Annotated in this window: 18 protein-coding genes; 9 read left to right on the forward strand and 9 right to left on the reverse strand. The window is 40.3% G+C overall.

The features are described from left to right. Nucleotides 1–154: 154 nt before the first annotated feature. Entirely contained in the window at nucleotides 155–742 is a 588-nt protein-coding gene (locus tag AC4E8C_RS03840; protein ID WP_490210395.1) for a CBO0543 family protein, read from the reverse strand. 144 nt (nucleotides 743–886) lie between these two features. After that, on the reverse strand, nucleotides 887–1,795 hold the full coding sequence (locus AC4E8C_RS03845; protein ID WP_490210397.1) for a cupin domain-containing protein: 909 nt from the start codon (nucleotides 1,793–1,795) through the stop codon (nucleotides 887–889). 192 nt (nucleotides 1,796–1,987) lie between these two features. Between AC4E8C_RS03845 and AC4E8C_RS03850 the strand changes: the two genes are divergently transcribed. The 5 genes from AC4E8C_RS03850 to AC4E8C_RS03870 all read left to right on the forward strand — a co-directional run bounded on the left by AC4E8C_RS03850 (nucleotide 1,988) and on the right by AC4E8C_RS03870 (nucleotide 7,531). Further along, entirely contained in the window at nucleotides 1,988–2,773 is a 786-nt protein-coding gene (locus AC4E8C_RS03850) for an ABC transporter ATP-binding protein (protein WP_490210399.1), read from the forward strand. Beyond that, nucleotides 2,757–3,518 (forward strand): ABC transporter permease, encoded by a 762-nt coding sequence (locus AC4E8C_RS03855; protein ID WP_490210401.1) that lies wholly within the window; start codon nucleotides 2,757–2,759, stop codon nucleotides 3,516–3,518. The genes AC4E8C_RS03850 and AC4E8C_RS03855 overlap by 17 nt, the downstream gene beginning before the upstream one ends. A gap of 14 nt (nucleotides 3,519–3,532) precedes the next feature. After that, nucleotides 3,533–4,546, forward strand: a complete 1,014-nt coding sequence (locus AC4E8C_RS03860; RefSeq protein WP_490212462.1) for an ABC transporter substrate-binding protein — start codon at nucleotides 3,533–3,535, stop codon at nucleotides 4,544–4,546. 138 nt (nucleotides 4,547–4,684) lie between these two features. Next, nucleotides 4,685–5,608 carry a cysteine synthase A gene (gene cysK, locus AC4E8C_RS03865; RefSeq protein WP_490210402.1) on the forward strand — a complete coding sequence of 308 codons (924 nt, stop codon included), beginning with the start codon at nucleotides 4,685–4,687 and terminating at the stop codon, nucleotides 5,606–5,608. Nucleotides 5,609–6,271: 663 nt separating this feature from the next. Continuing rightward, entirely contained in the window at nucleotides 6,272–7,531 is a 1,260-nt protein-coding gene (locus AC4E8C_RS03870) for an MFS transporter (RefSeq protein ID WP_490210404.1), read from the forward strand. Nucleotides 7,532–7,767: 236 nt separating this feature from the next. Here AC4E8C_RS03870 and AC4E8C_RS03875 read toward each other — a convergent pair whose 3' ends face one another. Then, a complete protein-coding gene (locus tag AC4E8C_RS03875; protein ID WP_490210406.1) occupies nucleotides 7,768–8,238 on the reverse strand; it encodes a divergent PAP2 family protein in 471 nt (156 codons plus the stop codon). Between the two features lie 279 nt (nucleotides 8,239–8,517). Here AC4E8C_RS03875 and AC4E8C_RS03880 point away from each other — a divergent pair, with 279 nt between their 5' ends. From AC4E8C_RS03880 to AC4E8C_RS03890, 3 genes are all read left to right on the forward strand, one after another. Beyond that, nucleotides 8,518–9,273 carry a class I SAM-dependent methyltransferase gene (locus AC4E8C_RS03880; RefSeq protein ID WP_490210408.1) on the forward strand — a complete coding sequence of 252 codons (756 nt, stop codon included), beginning with the start codon at nucleotides 8,518–8,520 and terminating at the stop codon, nucleotides 9,271–9,273. Nucleotides 9,274–9,522: 249 nt separating this feature from the next. Beyond that, the gene (locus tag AC4E8C_RS03885; protein ID WP_490210409.1) at nucleotides 9,523–10,368 is read left to right on the forward strand and encodes an STAS domain-containing protein; all 846 of its coding nucleotides are present in this window, start codon (nucleotides 9,523–9,525) and stop codon (nucleotides 10,366–10,368) included. Nucleotides 10,369–10,390: 22 nt separating this feature from the next. After that, entirely contained in the window at nucleotides 10,391–10,573 is a 183-nt protein-coding gene (locus tag AC4E8C_RS03890) for a hypothetical protein (protein ID WP_490210411.1), read from the forward strand. A 154-nt stretch (nucleotides 10,574–10,727) separates the two neighbouring features. On the opposite strand, the gene AC4E8C_RS03895 is transcribed toward AC4E8C_RS03890, so the two are convergent. From AC4E8C_RS03895 to AC4E8C_RS03910, 4 genes are read right to left on the reverse strand one after another with little or no spacing between them, the layout of a single operon-like run. Next, nucleotides 10,728–11,300: a 5' nucleotidase, NT5C type gene (locus AC4E8C_RS03895; RefSeq protein WP_490210413.1), complete on the reverse strand. Its 573-nt coding sequence runs from the start codon at nucleotides 11,298–11,300 to the stop codon at nucleotides 10,728–10,730. A 49-nt stretch (nucleotides 11,301–11,349) separates the two neighbouring features. Beyond that, complete coding sequence (gene ribD / locus AC4E8C_RS03900) at nucleotides 11,350–12,438, reverse strand: bifunctional diaminohydroxyphosphoribosylaminopyrimidine deaminase/5-amino-6-(5-phosphoribosylamino)uracil reductase RibD (RefSeq protein ID WP_490210415.1); 1,089 nt, start codon at nucleotides 12,436–12,438, stop codon at nucleotides 11,350–11,352. Nucleotides 12,439–12,496: 58 nt separating this feature from the next. Further along, nucleotides 12,497–13,240: a GTP cyclohydrolase II gene (locus tag AC4E8C_RS03905; protein WP_490212463.1), complete on the reverse strand. Its 744-nt coding sequence runs from the start codon at nucleotides 13,238–13,240 to the stop codon at nucleotides 12,497–12,499. 50 nt (nucleotides 13,241–13,290) lie between these two features. Continuing rightward, entirely contained in the window at nucleotides 13,291–14,391 is a 1,101-nt protein-coding gene (locus tag AC4E8C_RS03910) for an FAD-dependent monooxygenase (protein WP_490210417.1), read from the reverse strand. 191 nt (nucleotides 14,392–14,582) lie between these two features. On the opposite strand from AC4E8C_RS03910, the gene AC4E8C_RS03915 reads away from it, so the two are divergent. Then, complete coding sequence (locus AC4E8C_RS03915) at nucleotides 14,583–14,906, forward strand: winged helix-turn-helix transcriptional regulator (RefSeq protein ID WP_490210419.1); 324 nt, start codon at nucleotides 14,583–14,585, stop codon at nucleotides 14,904–14,906. A gap of 123 nt (nucleotides 14,907–15,029) precedes the next feature. Here AC4E8C_RS03915 and AC4E8C_RS03920 read toward each other — a convergent pair whose 3' ends face one another. Together AC4E8C_RS03920 and AC4E8C_RS03925 are read right to left on the reverse strand one after the other, a co-directional pair. Continuing rightward, nucleotides 15,030–15,179, reverse strand: coding sequence for a hypothetical protein (locus AC4E8C_RS03920; RefSeq protein ID WP_490210421.1), 150 nt, complete (start codon nucleotides 15,177–15,179; stop codon nucleotides 15,030–15,032). 329 nt (nucleotides 15,180–15,508) lie between these two features. After that, a complete protein-coding gene (locus AC4E8C_RS03925) occupies nucleotides 15,509–16,411 on the reverse strand; it encodes a DMT family transporter (protein ID WP_490210423.1) in 903 nt (300 codons plus the stop codon). Between the last annotated feature and the right edge of the window lie 34 nt (nucleotides 16,412–16,445).

Consider the following 16,445-nt stretch of genomic DNA (forward strand, 5'->3'; position numbering starts at 1 on the left):
AATGGTAGGAAAGGTAGTTAAAGAGATTCACCTTATTTGGAAAGGTAAGTGTTTCATTGCCCTTGGGGAGAAAAAAAGAGCGGTCAAGGTCAATGAAAGAGGGTTCCGTTTCTCCAAGTGGAAAAAAGAGAGCCCTCACGGTTATGAAAGAGTATTACCTACGGTATAAACTCCATTTCCCCGTTTTACCCAAAAATATAATAAAGTCGGTTATCCATTTTGCGATAAGGGCAACTGCCGCATACCCGAAAAATAGTTGGAGAAAGTTCTCTCTTCCACCGAAACGAAAGAGGCCAAGACCGACCATTACCGGTTTTATAAAAAATGCAAAAGCAAGGCAAAGAAACAGCATCCAAATATAATAATTCTTCCCCTTGTTAAGGATGTATTGGTAGAGAAGAATAAAAGACACAGGTACAAATGACGAATCAAGACAAATACTAGCAGGAAGTGCGGGAAGTAGTTTATATGGATAGATCCATAATCCCTTTAGTACTCCAAATGCATCGACCATAGCGAAAAATATATGTACACTATATCCATAAAAACACAATTGGAGTATTTTTTTTCGGTCTATAAAAAGTATTAATAATACAAGCGGAATCACAAGGATGGCTACACCAACCCAATATTGCCAATTGCTAAGATTAGAATATTCCTGCCAATAATGAATCCACATATCACTCAGTTCTACTTCTGTTTTTCTAATCTTTTCGAGAAATTCTAATTGGCCCTTTTTCATAATGACTCCTCCTTCTAGATAGTATTAAATTATGTAAGGGATATTATTCCTTACGAAAAGGGAGGATAAATCAAACAAAAAAAGTGTGATTCTAAAGAAACACACCGTGCGTACCTCAAAGTGAAAGTTTTATTTAAATAATGTTTATTCCGAAGCCATGGCATCAGCTTTCGTTACATGGACAGTACCGCGCGGATGCTGTGGCGGCGCATAGATGGAGTAGAGTTTGAGCGGGGTTTTCCCCGTATTGGTCACATTGTGCCATGTGTTAGCGGGTACCATGATGGCATCATTATCTTGAACCTTTTTAAAAAAAGTTAAATGATCCTTACTTTTCCCCATTTGAACGATTCCTTGACCTTGTTCGATCCGTAAGAATTGATCAATGGTTGGATGGATTTCTAACCCGATATCTTCTCCCACCTTGATACTCATTAAGGTAACCTGTAAATGTTGTCCCGTCCATAAAGCAGTCCGATAGTTATTATTTTGCTTCGAAGCTTTTTCAATATTCACCACATGCGGCTCAGGTCCATAATCTTTTAATTGAATTTTACGGTTGTCTACATCGGCTTGTAAGAATTCTAATCGTTTTGCATGCTCCATTTCGTCTGTGAATGCCCGCAAGAAAGCATCACGAACAGGTTCATTTGGTGCAAGCAAGTAACGATTTTGGTACTCCTTATAATCTGCTAATTCCGCTGCATAAGCCATTTCTAATCCTTCTCCATAAGTATGAAAAGGGAGATTGATTGCTTGGTATTGAGGATGTTTTCCCGAAAACTGTAAATAAAGATGCGAAAATTGTTGTAAATGGCCTTTTTCATCTTCTAGAACTTGTAGAATGGTATTTTGATGTTGTTGATCGGGTGCTTCGTTAATTAAACGGTTATAAAAATCAATTGCTGTAGCTTTCCCTATTATTCCAGTAAGGAGGATTCCTTCGAGTACCTCTTGAGGATTTCCTTGTTGATTTCGCAGCAATAAGTTTGAGTTATAGGACGGATTGTTAATGTAATTGGGGTTTGGGTACATATTTGGAACATGATTCATTCTTTTCACTCCCTTCACAGTAATTCAAAGTTATCATATGCCTTGTTTAGAGGAGGGTGCTACCATCAAATAGCAAGTAAAAATATGGAGATAATTTCAGAATATTTATTGACTTTAGGTGAGATAATTATATAATAAATACATTAAATCCGATTAGATTAATGTGAATTATAGGTAAAGTAGGTGAAAGCTATGTTTCTACAAATAAATAACATTAATAAACAATTTAACAACCAAAATGTAACTAGTGATGTTCTTTCAAATATAAATCTTGATATTAAAGAAGGCGAGTTTGTTTCCATACTTGGACCTTCCGGCTGCGGTAAATCTACCTTGTTATCCATTGTTGCGGGTTTAACGAAGCCAACAAGCGGGGAGATTTTACTCAATGGAATCCCTATTAAAAAACCTGGAAAAGACCGGGGAATGGTTTTCCAAGAGGCGGCCCTATTTCCTTGGATGACGGTAGAAGAGAATGTCATGTTTCCACTACGCAAGGAAATGAAAAAAACTGAAGCAAAAGAAGTTGCTCATCAATTTTTAAAAATGGTGCAGCTTAGCAACTATACGAAACATTCTCCACATGAACTGTCAGGTGGTATGCAGCAGCGGGTATCCATTGCTCGAGCACTGTCGATGAATCCGAAAGTATTACTTATGGATGAACCTTTTGGTGCACTGGATGAACAAACCCGTTCAAGACTTCATCATGAATTAGAGAAGATCTGGATTGAAACCAAGAAGACGATTTTATTTGTTACCCATAGTATTAGTGAATCTATTAAACTATCAGACAGAATCATTGTCATGGGGACAAGGCCAGGTGTCGTCCTTGAGGATATTCACGTTACTATTCCAAGGCCGCGTGGGGAACACCCAGACGAAGTGGTGAAATTAGAAGAAAGAATCAATGCATTATTAAAAACAGAGATCGACAAAGTGGTAAAAGAGGAATTGGCTTATGCAGCGAACAATTAAACGAATTATTTTTTATGTGCTCCTTATCGTCATTTGGCAGGCTGCTGTAAAGGTTTTCGATGTTTCACCGTCCTTGATGCCTGCACCTACAGATGTGGTGAAAGCACTCGGCCAAGGTTTTTCGGATCATACCTTACTCTATGATATTGCGGCAAGTTTTCGGAGATTAGCAATTGGGCTAGGGATTGCGATCGTTCTTGGAGTCGCCCTTGGAATTTTATTAGCCAAAAATAAAACAGCGGATGAAACCTTAGGAACATTAATTTTGGCACTCCAAAGTGTACCAAGTATCGTCTGGCTGCCAATCGCCATTATGTGGTTTGGCCTTAATGAAAGTTCTGTTATTTTTATTGTCATTCTTGGAGCCACACTCGTGGTCACCATCAATATGAGGATGGGAATCAAGAATGTACCGCCCCTTTACATAAGGGCTGCTCAAACAATGGGCTCAAGTGGTATTGATTTGTTTGTAAAGGTGATTCTTCCTGCTTCGGTTCCGTATGCTGTTACGGGAATCAGACTTGGCTGGGCATTTGCTTGGAGAGGCCTGATGGCGGGGGAAATCTTGAGTACCGGTCCTGGTTTGGGGTATACCCTTAAATATGCATCTGATTTTGGAAATATGAGTATGGTCATCGGAATTATGATTATTATTGGTGTCATTGGCACCATTGTAGATATTGTTTTCTTCCAACGAATTGAACAAAATGTCATTCGCCGTTGGGGCTTAGAAACAAGTAAATAGGAGGAGAAATAGTGATGAATAAAAAGGCAAAAATCATCGGTGCATCAGTTTTACTTAGTATGGGAATATTAGCGGGCTGCGGGACAAGCAACTCAAGCAGCGATGCTGGTTCTGATAAAAAAGCAGATCAAAAAGTAGTGATTGGTTATTTTCCTAATATCGATCATGCTCCTGCGATGATTGCAAGAGACAAAGGCTACTATGAAAAGGAATTAGGCAAAGACGTTACAGTGGAATACAAAACCTTCCCTGACGGCGGGGCTTTTATGACAGCATTAAAAACTGGAGATATTGATGCTGGGTTAGTCGGACCAGGACCTGTTATGAATAACTTTACTAACGGGGCAGATGTTAAAATTATTGCCGGTGCATCATCAGGCGGTACTGCAATTGTGGCCAGCGAAAAAAGCGGCGTCAATTCAGTTGAAGATTTCAAAGGAAAAACGTTTATCACTCCTGGTGTAGGCTGCACACATGATGTCCAAATGGAAACATTCTTACAAGACTACGGGATTTCTTCTGCTCGAATCGGCGGAACCTTGAAGCATGTTACTGGTAACCCAGCTCAATACGCAAGTATGTTTGAATCAGGTAAAGTAGATTTAGCCGCTGTACCAGAGCCATGGGCTACACAATTAGTCAAAGATGCGGGTGCGAAGATCATTGTCGATAGTAGTAAAATCTCTTACGGTAAAACATTACCGAATACGATTCTAGTTTCGAGCGGCAAGAAAATTAAAGCAGATAAAGACGTGATTGCTAGAATAGTCAAAGCACAAGAAGAAGCAATCGATTTTATCAATAAAAACCCTGAAGAAGCAAAAGACATTACGTTAAAAAGTATCAAAGATATTACAAAGCAAGGTATTGATCAAGATGTAATGGATACGGCTTGGACACACATTCGTTTTACAGAAGATGTGAATAAAGAAGTAATTCAACAATTCGCAGACTCATCTGTTGAACTCAAATTTTTAAAAGACAAGCCAGATTTTAATGCCTTAATCGATAATCAATTTATTAACTAATTATAGGAGAAGGGATGCCTAAGTTTAATTGAACTTGGTATCCCTTTTTTATTTTCAGAGCGCAGGCAGGATTTTTTTTATAAAATATAGGATAATAAAAGAAGTGACATTACATTATCGATTGAAAGGTGAATACATATGAAACTCTATAGTTCCATTCTTGATTTAATCGGGAATACTCCGACTGTTAAACTAAATAAAATACCGGATCCATCCGGTGCTGAAGTATACATAAAGCTAGAATCCTTTAACCCTGGCGGCAGTGTAAAGGACCGCGCCGCATTGAAGATGATTGAACGAGCGGAAGAGGAAGGGAAGCTGATTCCAGGGAAAAGTGTCATTATTGAACCAACTTCCGGGAATACAGGAATTGGGATTGCGATGGTCGCTGCTGTCAAAGGCTATCGTTGTATTATTACAATGCCTGACAACGCGACAGAAGAACGTGTCAAAATCTTAAAGGCGTACGGGGCGGAAGTCCACTCTACTCCAGGAAGATTACGGATGCAAGGAGCCATTGATGAAGCCAATCGTTTGGCCAGTGAGCTTCCAGACAGTTTTATTCCGATGCAGTTTGAGAACCCTGCAAATGCTGACGCTCACCGCGGAACCACTGCTATTGAGATTATGACAGCCTTTGAAGGAAAGCTAGATGCTTTAGTAGTAACAGCAGGCACTGGCGGTACGGTCACAGGAGTTGGCGAGGAATTAAAGAAATCAATTCCTGATCTAAAAATTTATGTAGTAGAGCCATTTGGGTCACCAGTCATTTCTGGAGGTCAACCTGGACCCCATAAAATCCCAGGTACAGGACCAGGATTTATACCAAAATTATTAAATCGCGAAATTTATGATGAAGTTTTATTGATTAAAGATGAAGATGCTGAAGTGATGGCGCGCCGTCTTGCAGCCGAAGAAGGGATCTTTGTCGGAGCCTCGAGCTCAGCCACTGCCCACTTTGCCGCCGAAATTGCAAAGAAGCTTCCAACGACAGCCAGGGTTCTTTGCTTAGCTCCAGATACCGGCGAGCGTTATCTATCTTCTGACTTATTCCCAAGTTGATTAATATGGAAAAATACCCTTGCTAAATCGCTTAGCAAGGGTATTTTTAGCTTAGTGCGGCAATCGGCGGGTGCCAACCGGCGGATGGCGAGCGGCAATCGGCGGATAGCGTGCGCCAATCGGCGGATAGCGCAATCCAATCGGCGAAAGGGGAAGCAACCGGCGGATGGCGGGTGGCAATCAGCGGATAGCGTGTGCCAATCGGCGGATAGCGTGCGCCAATCGGCGAAGGAAGAAGCAACCGGCGGATGGCGAGCGGCAATCGGCAGATAACGCAATCCAATCGGCGAAAGGGGAAGCAACCGGCGGATGGCGGGTGGCAATCAGCGGATGACGTGTGCCAATCGGCGGATAACGCACTCCAATCGGCGAAGGAAGAAGCAACCGGCGGATAGCGAGCGTCAATCGGCGGATAGCGTGTGCCAATCGGCGGATAATGCACTCCAATCGGCGAAGGGAGAAGCAGCCGGCGGATAGCGTGTGCCAATCGGCGGATGACGTGTGCCAATCGGCGAAAGGGGAAGCAACCGGTGGATGGCGAGCGTCAATCGGGGGATAGCGTGCGCCAATCGGCGGATAATGCACTCCAATCGGCGAAAGGGGAAGCAATCAACGGAGAACGTGTGCCTACCTGATAAAAGAATAAAAGTGTTATTATAAAAAATGGTTATTTTAACTTTGAAAAAGGACGTGAGTTACATTTTGTTTCAATCTGGTGAATCCATTCTTAGGCAGCCCTCTTTCGCGAAGTTCTGGGGAGCACGAATATTGTCATCAACTTCCTTCCAGATGCTCTCGGTTGCAATTGGATGGCAGATGTATGACCTAACACATGACGCTTTTAGTTTGGGGTTAGTGGGCCTGGCCCAATTTATTCCAATGGTGTTGCTAACGTTTGTAGTCGGTCATTTTGCAGACAGTTTTGACCGTCGGAGAATTGTTTATATCTGTCTGCTTATTGAAGCTGCCATTGCCGGTCTTCTTTTATATGGTAACTTTGACGGCTCGCTAGGAAGGATTCAAATTTTACTTGCGGCAGCCATTATAGGTGCTTGCCGTGCCTTTGAAGGACCTACATCAGCTGCCTTGTTACCCCAGTTGGTGTCAAAAAGGATTTTGCAGCAAGCCATATCTTTGAGTACCACTGCCGGTCAAACAGCCCAGATTTTAGGGCCGACAGTTGGGGGCTTGCTTTTTTCTATAGGGGCTTCATATGTTTATAGTACTGCCACGGTTGCATTACTAATCGCTTCTTTCCTTACATATATGACTCGTCCAGAACAAGTAATTGTTCGGAAATCCGAGCCTGTTTCGTTGCGGTCCATTTTCCTTGGGCTGGAATTTATCCGTCGTCATCCTATTATCCTTGGAACGATCTCGCTGGATCTATTCGCCGTGTTACTTGGCGGTGCAACGGCACTTTTGCCGATATTCGCCCAAGATATACTCCATATTGGTCCTTGGGCCTTAGGATTAATGAGGACTGCGCCAGCAGTTGGAGCGTTAGTGGTATCGTTAGTCTTGGCTTATTATCCACTTAAGAATGCGATAGGCATGAAATTATTTGCCGCACTCGCTGTTTTTGGATTGGCGACGATGCTCTTTGCTGTATCGGCTAATTTGATTCTTTCCTTGTTTGCTTTATTTCTTATTGGCGGTTCGGATGTCATCAGTGTGGTCATTCGCTCCTCACTTGTACAGCTGCAAACACCAGATGAGATGCGCGGTCGCGTGAACGCTGTCAACTCCTTATTCATCGGGACATCTAATCAACTAGGTGAGTTTGAGTCAGGAACACTGGCGGGCTTTATTGGGCCCGTTCCCGCAGCATTTATTGGTGGAGTAGGAACGATCATCGTAGCGGGAATCTGGATGTATTTGTTTCCTTCGTTAAGACGGATTCGTTCTTTGTCGGAGAGTTAATTGGAGGGGCCTTGCTGGTCATGGTAGCAGCCTTGCTTTGCCCAAAGAATGTCATTTTAACGTGTGACGGTAAATGAACAGCCCCTCCATTGCCCCATGGAGGGGATATTTCCGATAACTGGTAAATGAAATGCCCATTCATTGCCCAAGAATGAAACCTCATCCTAGATGGGTAAGGGAGCACACTGAAAAAACTAATCAAAGTTTATTTAAATTGGGAAACATATTTGTGTATTTTAAAACGGATAAAACTGAAAGGTGAGGACGCCAACAAAGATTCCTGTAATCGCTCCAAAAAATACCTCTGCTGGTTGATGTCCTAATAACTCTTTTAGCTTCTCTCTAGACTCTGTTTTCTTTAGATTAGGGTTTTTTAATGTTTCAATGAGTACATTGAAGTCGACTAAAAGTTTATTTAGCACTTCGGCATGGTAGCCGGCATGTCTTCGAACCCCCATGGCATCATGCATGACAATGAGGGAGACAATCACAGAAATGGCGAAATCATTTGACTGAAGTCCAGAGGTGAGGCCAATGGCAGTCGTCAAAGAAATAATCGTAGCTGTATGGGAGCTGGGCATTCCGCCGGTACTAAACATCAGATTCCATCTTAACTCACCGGTCGCTAGCAGGTGGATTGGGATTTTAACGAACTGGGCGATTAACATTCCTAAAAGAGCTGCCAAAATGGGAAAGGATAAAAACATGTGGTCCTCCTAATTAATGTTTGTTTTCGGAACATATGTAATTACTATTCTAACTATATACTATTTACCATTTTAATGTTTAGAAGAATATTCCACAAAGGTTCCTAACTTAAACATTCCCGCTCTTTTTCAGAAGTAGCTAGAGAGGTTCTCAGTCTAAAGAATTTAATTAATTAATAAACTATGGCCTCTGCTAATATTATTTATTTATTAAGAAGCATTTCAAAATAAATGTTAATATTCAAGTAAAAATGAGTTACAAATGGAGTAGGTGGTTTGATGGAATCAATAGATAAATTCACAGACAAAGCGGAGATATATGCAAAATATCGTCCCAGTTACCCTCTAGATTATATTGAATATTTAATTGCTGAAGCTTCCTTAAATAAGAATGGTATTATTGCGGATATTGGATCGGGAACTGGAATTTTAAGCAAGCAGCTTCTTGGAAGGGGATATACTGTATTCGGAGTGGAGCCAAATGATGATATGAGAACAGTGGCGGAACAAACTTTAAAGTCCGATTCCCGTTTTATTTCGGTTAAAGCCACTGCTGAAAACACAACTTTAATTGATAACAGTGTTGATTTAGTAACGGTAGCACAGGCATTTCACTGGTTCGACATGGAGCAGTTCAGATTGGAATGTCAACGGATTTTGAAACAGGATGCAAAAGTGGCCCTTGTTTGGAATAGCCGGGATGGGTCAAGCGATATAAATAAGGAAAGTGCTGATGTTTGCCAAAGGCATTGTCCAAATTTCAAAGGTTTTAGCGGGGGTATGGGGGAAACTCCGATTCCTTTTCATCAATTTTTTAAAGATGGAAAGTATGATGTTAATTACTTTCGCAATGACTTACGATTTAATTTAGTTGAATTCTTGGGGAGGTACTTATCTGCTTCCTATTCCCCAAAGAAGACAGACAGGGAGTATAATCCCTTCCTCACTGCATTAAGGGAACTATTTGAAAAATATAGCAACAATGGTACGATCATTATTCCAAATATAACAAGAAGCTATTTGGGTAAGGTGTAATTATTTACATTCTGATTATGGAATGATTTGAATTCTTCGGAGTGCTTCCAGAAGTGACCTTGAATTTCTTTATCCAACTACAGGTGTGCTAATCCAAAAAGGATTAACCGCCTTTTTTTGTTGAAGCTATTATGCTAAAAGGGCAATTTATTTTAATAACGAGGTGTTATAGCAAGACTTAAATGATAAAATAGGTTAAAATTCACTTAATTATGAATATTGTATTGGATTCATGGAGGGGGATTTAAGGTGCATAGAAATAATGAATTACACTCGTTTCTATTGTCTAAGGCAAGAATTCTTACAGAGGAATGGTATAATTCTCTAGATAAAAGTGACACTTCAGGAGTATATGCGTCGAATGACCCTTATGTAATCAATACGTTAAAAAAACAAAACTTTGAATTCCATTCACATCTTTGTGAGGTTTTTATTAAAGAGGAAACAGCATTCCTGGAAGAATTTCAAAAATGGATCCTTTCGATTGCTCAAGATCCACAGCATTTAAAAACACCAATCCATCGTATGTTAAGAGAATTTTATAGGGTGCGGGATCAGTATCTTGATTATGTTAAAGATTTTGTTGCTCTACATATGGATGAGTTCCCTAATGAGGTGATAGATAGCTGGAATCGAGTGATTTTAAAAGCATTTGATAAAGTGACGTTAGGTTTTGTTGAAGAGCATCAATACTATTTGCAACAAAAACTAACTGCTCAACAGGAACTTATACAGGAGTTAAGTTCTCCGGTTATTACTCTTAACAACGAGGTAGCGTTACTTCCTCTTGTGGGCGATATAGATACAAGACGAGCAAAGTTCATGTTTGAAAATACATTGAATCAGTGTACCAATCTAGGAGTGAATTATCTTGTTATTGATTTATCAGGCGTTCCAATGATTGATACAATGGTAGCACATCAAATTTTCCAACTGATAAAAGGATTGAAATTAATGGGGGTGACCACTAGCATTTCAGGTGTTAGACCTGAGATAGCACAAACGGCGGTACAGCTAGGACTCGATTTTAATGATATTTCCACATATTCTACTCTGCGCCAAGCTCTGAATTCGATGTCTATCATCAAAAGATAACCTAAGGGAGAGGAGGGTTAATTTGACTGCAATCTGGTTTTTTATTATTTTTATTCTCGGCATTTTGGGATTTGCCTTAATAATCGACTTGAGACGTAAGAAAAACAATAATAATCCTCATATTCCCACACACCCGAACGCTAAGCCAGGAGATAGTTCAAACTTTACGATGAATGATAATAAAGATACTGGTGGATTTCAATAAATGTTTCTTGAGACTATCGGGGACTTTTGTCCAAGATCCTAAATTACTAAAAAGCTGAAAGTTTGCAAGTATTATTCAATACGTGCAACCTTTCAGCTTATTTACATTTAAAAAACATACTGTCATAAATAGCATTCCTTAATTGTTAAATCCACTAATCTACAAAATCCCTTAACAAATCCTTCAATTCAGACCATTCCTTAATCCGTGGGTGGCTGGCATCGCGGTTGTAGGATTGATCCCTCAAAAATAGTTTAATGCCTTGTTCAGATAATGTATCCAAAATCTCTGGCTTATCATCAAAATAATAATCCAGATGTAAATTCTTAATAATGTTCACTTTTTCATGATCCTTCATCCCGTAGAAGAAACGGTCATCATGAACGGGAAAGCCATGCTCCAAAAGCCACTGCTTCGTGCGCTCGCCATGCTCCTGATAGCGTGCCGTTATATAAAAGATTTCATGTCCCTGTTTTTCAAGCTCCTGCAGCAGTTCGACAGCGCCAGGAAAGGCAGGACAATTGGTGTAATAAATTTCCTCTAGGCTATTTTTCCACATTTGCTTGCCTTCTTCAGCTGACATTCCAAACGGCTCGTGAATCTCAACCCTTTTTAAAGTGTTATAAACATCAAGTCCTATTTGCTTTCCCAACTTTTTATTGTAAAGATGGAAGGCGTGTTCTCTTAAATTAATCAGTGTATCATCAATATCAAAACCAAATCTCATATTAAACACCTCTACTGTAAAAAATGGAAAGCACCTTAGTGCCCTCCATTTAGTAAATTGGATATCCTGTAAACTTAAAGTCTTTTCCAATCGGCTCAACACGTAGATTTGCTAACTCAACCGCATTGCCCATCTCGGCAATTCCAGTACCCTCTAAGAAGGTAGGGGCGGACTGTCCGCCCACTAGCTTGGGAGCCATATATAGGATAACTTTATCAATTAGTTGTTTTTCAAAAAGCGAAGCATTCAAGGTCCCGCCAGCTTCAATTAATACGGAGGAAACAAGCTTTTCGCCTAACGTCTTCATCACATCAGCTGGGTCGACCTGAGTGGAGCCACTTGTTACAAAAACTGATATCCCGGATTCCTCTAACATTTGCCGTTTAGCTTTGTCGTAATGTTCACTGGTAAACACCCAGGTTTCCGCCTGCTGATCCGTAACTACCTTAGCATCCAGCGGAATTCTAAGCGAGGAGTCCAAAATCACTCGAATAGGGTTCCGTCCATTTGGAATCCTCGCTGTCAACTCAGGATTGTCTTCGATTACCGTATTGACCCCAACAAGGATCGCCATATTTTCACTGCGAAGCTGATGGACATCCTGTCTTGCTTCAGCAGAGGTAATCCATTTGCTGCTAAGGGTATGTGTAGCCGTTTTTCCATCTAGAGTTGTAGCTGCTTTTAAGGAAACAAACGGTTTTTTCTCGATGATGAATTTATTAAATACCTCATTCATCTGGCGGGATTCTTGTTCACAAACCCCTGTGATGACCTCAATGCCAGCATCTTCAAGAATTTTCACACCGTTTCCTGCCACAATCGGATTCGGATCCAGTGCCGCTATGATTACTTTTTTAATACCAGCCTCAACAAGAGCGACTGCGCAAGGGCCCGTTCTGCCATGGTGGGAGCAGGGCTCAAGCGTTACATAAATGGTTCCGCCCTTAGCGTGGTCGCCAGCCATGCGGAGCGCATGGATTTCCGCATGCGGTTCACCTGCTTTCATATGGGCACCGACTCCGACGATTCGATTGTCATTGACAATCACAGCACCGACAAGTGGATTCGGGTCCGTTTGACCTTTCATCGCTTGTGCATTCTGCAAGGCCAATCGCATATAAAATTCATCATTCATCATCCTGACAACCCTCCAGCTTTAAATCATATTGGTGCCTGACACCATGTTTACTAGTATCCTACTCTTCCGTTGGCGCCATATGCCCTGATTTTTTTACTTTGGTCTGCAGATATTTTTCATTGTACTCTGAGACATCGCCCCATAAAGGCGTCCTGCCCGAAACTGGGGCTCCAGCTGCCTTTAAGGCTCTAAGTTTTTTCGGATTGTTTGTAATGAGTGTAACAGGTTTAGAACGTAACGCTTTAAGAACCTCAATGGCGTCATCGTAATTTCTGGTATCATCAGCAAATCCCAATCCTTCATTGGCCTCAACCGTATCGTAGCCATTTTCTTGAAGAATATAGGCCATAGCCTTGCTAAATAAACCAATCCCTCTGCCTTCATGGTTGGCTAAATAGAATAAGGCTCCGGTACCATGCTCGACAATCATTTTCATTGATTGTTTAAGTTGAAAGCCGCAATCACAACGTTTGCTGCCAAAGATGTCACCTGTATGGCAGATTGAATGCATTCTGATTAAGGCATCATCGCCGTATTCAAAATCACCGTAAACCAGTACACTAGATTGTTGAAAATCAGCCAGATTTGACGATGATAACTGTGCAACCACTTGCTGATAATCGTCTGTTACACGATCACTCTTCAGCCAGCAATACCATTTAAATTCGACGGTTTCTCCATATAAGTTGACTGGCAGCTTGATTGGGCCTACCAGATAAATGGCTTCTTCACCTTTTTTAATAACTTGTATTTTATTCTCTAACACGGAGAGAACATTAGATTGTAATTTTGCTTGTTCCACCATGATTTCCCCCAATTCTATATTTATAAATTTTGTTGTCCCCTGCAATCTTAAGACAAGACTGATACAACGAAATTATTTTGATAGTTTTTTTCCTTCTGCAATTGCTGCTTCTGCAAGCTTTCTATGTCATCGCGGCGATCTAGTTCGAATTTCTTCAATCGGACTTCACTCACATCGTGAGCGTCAAGTGCGTCACTAATAACATCTGCCAAAACATCTGCATCCATTAATGCGCAATTAATGCCAAACGCACCAGTTGGACTCATCGTATGGGCAGCGTCACCCATAATCACCACACCGTCCTTTTCCCAGGTTGTACAATGACTGCTTTGGACGTTTAATAAAATGAAATCGTCCCAAGATTGAATATGTGTGCGTATCAGTTCGGATAACTCAGGAAAGGCTGCGATTGCTTTCTCAATAAATGGTGCAAATGATTGCTGTTTCAATGTTGGATACGACCCTTTTTCAATATTCCAGCCGATTTGAATAAATCCGCCTGCTTGTGTAAACAAAGCTAACTGCTGACCGTCGACCAAGGCATTTTTAATCGTCGGCTCCCAGTCTGCAGGACTTGGTATTTTTGCCCAAAGCAGATCATATCCATGTTTAATGGTAGAATAGGGAAATGCAGCTAACTTTCTTACTGATGAAAAGCGGCCATCCGCCCCAACGACAATTGTACTTTTAATGGACACATCGTGATTTGCGTTTTTGGCTTTAAGCCCCGTAACGACTCCATCTTGATCAAAGAGTAACTCAGTGACTCTAGTTCCCATCATTAGCTTAAAATTCTCATATGGTTCAGCTTCGGAAAGCAGCACGCTTAACAAATTCTTTTGCGGCACATGGATTCCAACATGATGTTCTCCAGCAGCTGGTGTGATTGTTTTAATTACTTTGCCATGTTGGTAATATTCTACTCGTTTCATTAAAAGAAGACCAGCCTGTTCCACTTTATCGAAAAGATTATATTTTTTTAGGACACGTTCTCCGTCCTGATTGAGATGTTCACCACGGAATTCTTTGTCGATTCTGACATGACGTTCGAGAACAATCGTTGAAATCCCCTTTTTTGCCAGCAAATATCCTAATAGGGCGCCGCCAGGACCTGCGCCAACAATACAAACATCTGCTTCTAGATTCATGTTTTATTACCACCTTTATTGGTCTCGAAAATCGAATATTGAAAAACTCCCCCTGAATAGAGTAAAATTTTTATTTGCTTAGTTACTTTATGTAAGTTATTATATTTTTAAAACTAAATTGTGTCAAATAAGTTTATTATCTATGGTAATTATATTATTAACTGTAATATACTAAGAGGGGGTGAAGAATAATGAATCAGTCTTTTATTTGTCCTCGATTCGAAAAAGCGATGGGGATGATGAGCCAACGCTGGACAGGTCTTGTCATTTATCAACTGTTAACAGGGCCAAAACGATTCTGCTCATTAGAATCTTCAATGGGTATAAGTGGAAGGGTTCTTTCCGAGCGATTAAAAGAGTTAGAAAATCAGGAAATTGTTAAACGTGAGGTATTTCCGGAAACGCCCGTACGAATTGAATATTCCTTAACTGAAAAGGGTCAAGCCTTAGAGCCAATTATAAAAGAAATTGAAAAATGGTCGCAAACTTGGCTCCCTGTTGAATCGGAACAATAATCAGGATGGTGAAAGCCATCCATTTTTTTAAACTTATTTACATATACATCTACAATCCAAACAAAACCCGCCAAAATGGTTGGTGGGTTTTGTTTGGATTGTAAATACCCATTTGCTCGGAAATTATTGTGGCTTAAGCCCTCTGTCGGCTTCTGGAGTAGTGTTTTCCAATGCCTCAGTAATTTTCTCCTTGGTAATATCAAGGTTTTCCTTTGTTCGGGTATTCCAAATGCTGTATTTGATTGTTGATGAATCTTTGTTCTCATTTCCCATAATATTTACACCTCCATTCCATATAGTTTCAATATGAAGTAGAACTATACAGAAAATGGAGAAATATAAAGCTGAATTAACTGTTTAAACAAGTTTATGTATATTAATATTGATATCATGATATCTATATTCTGTGTATTGGCTCCACCTTCGCCATATACCATGATAGCCACGCATGCTATCCCCGCTGATATAAACTATATACCCCAATTATTAATAAAGTATGTCTTTGATGTTAATCAAGAGTTAAAAATCTATAAATATTGTATATCCTTTCCACATAAAAAAGCTGGTTTTCCCCTAACAAAGGAAAAAACCAGCTTTCTTACTTACGGAGAAGTAGTGGGATTTTGTCTGTTTTTAGCTGCCCTTATTTCTAGTTTTTCACTTAAAAAAGTGGAACCAAGGATAAGTACACCACCGATGATTTGAATGAAGGTCATACTTTCCCTTAAGAAAATGGCCGCGATGATGACGGCAGAAATAGGATCAATATAGCTAAGCACAGCTATCGTTTGCCCTTTTAAATTTTGAATAGAAGTAAAATAGAGAAAATAAGCCAAGCCTGTATGCACAATACCTAGTATAAGGATGAAAATAATAGAAGTAGTGTTTAAGCCAGCAAAATGAAGGTCACCTTGCCATAGTATATATGGAAGGAGGACGATAGATGCCGCCATTAATTGAACTAATGTGGTTTCAAAGCCAGATAAGTTTTTGATGAATTTATTCATTAAAATCACACTGGCATATAAAGCCGCTGCTAGCAGACCATAAACAATTCCTATTGCATGATTCTGAGAACCCCCTGCATCACCAGCCCCAGGATTAACGATTAAAAAGAGACCAATCATTGCCGTAATTATACAGCCGATTTTTACACTAGTTAGTTTTTCCTTTAAAACCCAGGGTGCTAAAATCATCACAAATATGGGAGCAAAGTAATAACTGATAGTGGCGTTAGAAATGGTTGTATACCGATAGGATTCAAATAAAAAGATCCAATTAAGACCAATCGCTCCTCCTGATAATAGGAGCAGGAGGGCATTTTGTTTTAACGCGTTTAATGATGGTTTATGTTTAACAAGTAAACAAGCTGCGAGTAGAAATAGACTCCCGATTACCCCTCTTAAAAACGCAATTTCACTCGAAGACAACTCGATTTTTTTTACAAATACTCCGATGCTGCCAAAGATGAGCATCGTTATAATGAGTCTCATTTTACCTTTCATGTTGACCCCCTCCTAGTTCTTAATCCAATCATAA

This window comes from Neobacillus sp. SRL179 (assembly GCF_984799095.1).

Coding starts and splice junctions, on each gene's coding strand:
- AC4E8C_RS03840 (WP_490210395.1), bottom strand. CDS start 742: ATGAAAAAGGGCCAATTAGAATTTCTCGAAAAGATTAGAAAAACAGAA.
- AC4E8C_RS03845 (WP_490210397.1), bottom strand. CDS start 1,795: ATGAATCATGTTCCAAATATGTACCCAAACCCCAATTACATTAACAAT.
- AC4E8C_RS03920 (WP_490210421.1), bottom strand. CDS start 15,179: ATGGGAAATGAGAACAAAGATTCATCAACAATCAAATACAGCATTTGG.
- ribD (WP_490210415.1), bottom strand. CDS start 12,438: ATGATGAATGATGAATTTTATATGCGATTGGCCTTGCAGAATGCACAA.
- AC4E8C_RS03880 (WP_490210408.1), top strand. CDS start 8,518: ATGGAATCAATAGATAAATTCACAGACAAAGCGGAGATATATGCAAAA.
- AC4E8C_RS03925 (WP_490210423.1), bottom strand. CDS start 16,411: ATGAAAGGTAAAATGAGACTCATTATAACGATGCTCATCTTTGGCAGC.
- AC4E8C_RS03915 (WP_490210419.1), top strand. CDS start 14,583: ATGAATCAGTCTTTTATTTGTCCTCGATTCGAAAAAGCGATGGGGATG.
- AC4E8C_RS03855 (WP_490210401.1), top strand. CDS start 2,757: ATGCAGCGAACAATTAAACGAATTATTTTTTATGTGCTCCTTATCGTC.
- cysK (WP_490210402.1), top strand. CDS start 4,685: ATGAAACTCTATAGTTCCATTCTTGATTTAATCGGGAATACTCCGACT.
- AC4E8C_RS03850 (WP_490210399.1), top strand. CDS start 1,988: ATGTTTCTACAAATAAATAACATTAATAAACAATTTAACAACCAAAAT.
- AC4E8C_RS03895 (WP_490210413.1), bottom strand. CDS start 11,300: ATGAGATTTGGTTTTGATATTGATGATACACTGATTAATTTAAGAGAA.
- AC4E8C_RS03870 (WP_490210404.1), top strand. CDS start 6,272: ATGGTTATTTTAACTTTGAAAAAGGACGTGAGTTACATTTTGTTTCAA.
- AC4E8C_RS03875 (WP_490210406.1), bottom strand. CDS start 8,238: ATGTTTTTATCCTTTCCCATTTTGGCAGCTCTTTTAGGAATGTTAATC.
- AC4E8C_RS03910 (WP_490210417.1), bottom strand. CDS start 14,391: ATGAATCTAGAAGCAGATGTTTGTATTGTTGGCGCAGGTCCTGGCGGC.
- AC4E8C_RS03860 (WP_490212462.1), top strand. CDS start 3,533: ATGAATAAAAAGGCAAAAATCATCGGTGCATCAGTTTTACTTAGTATG.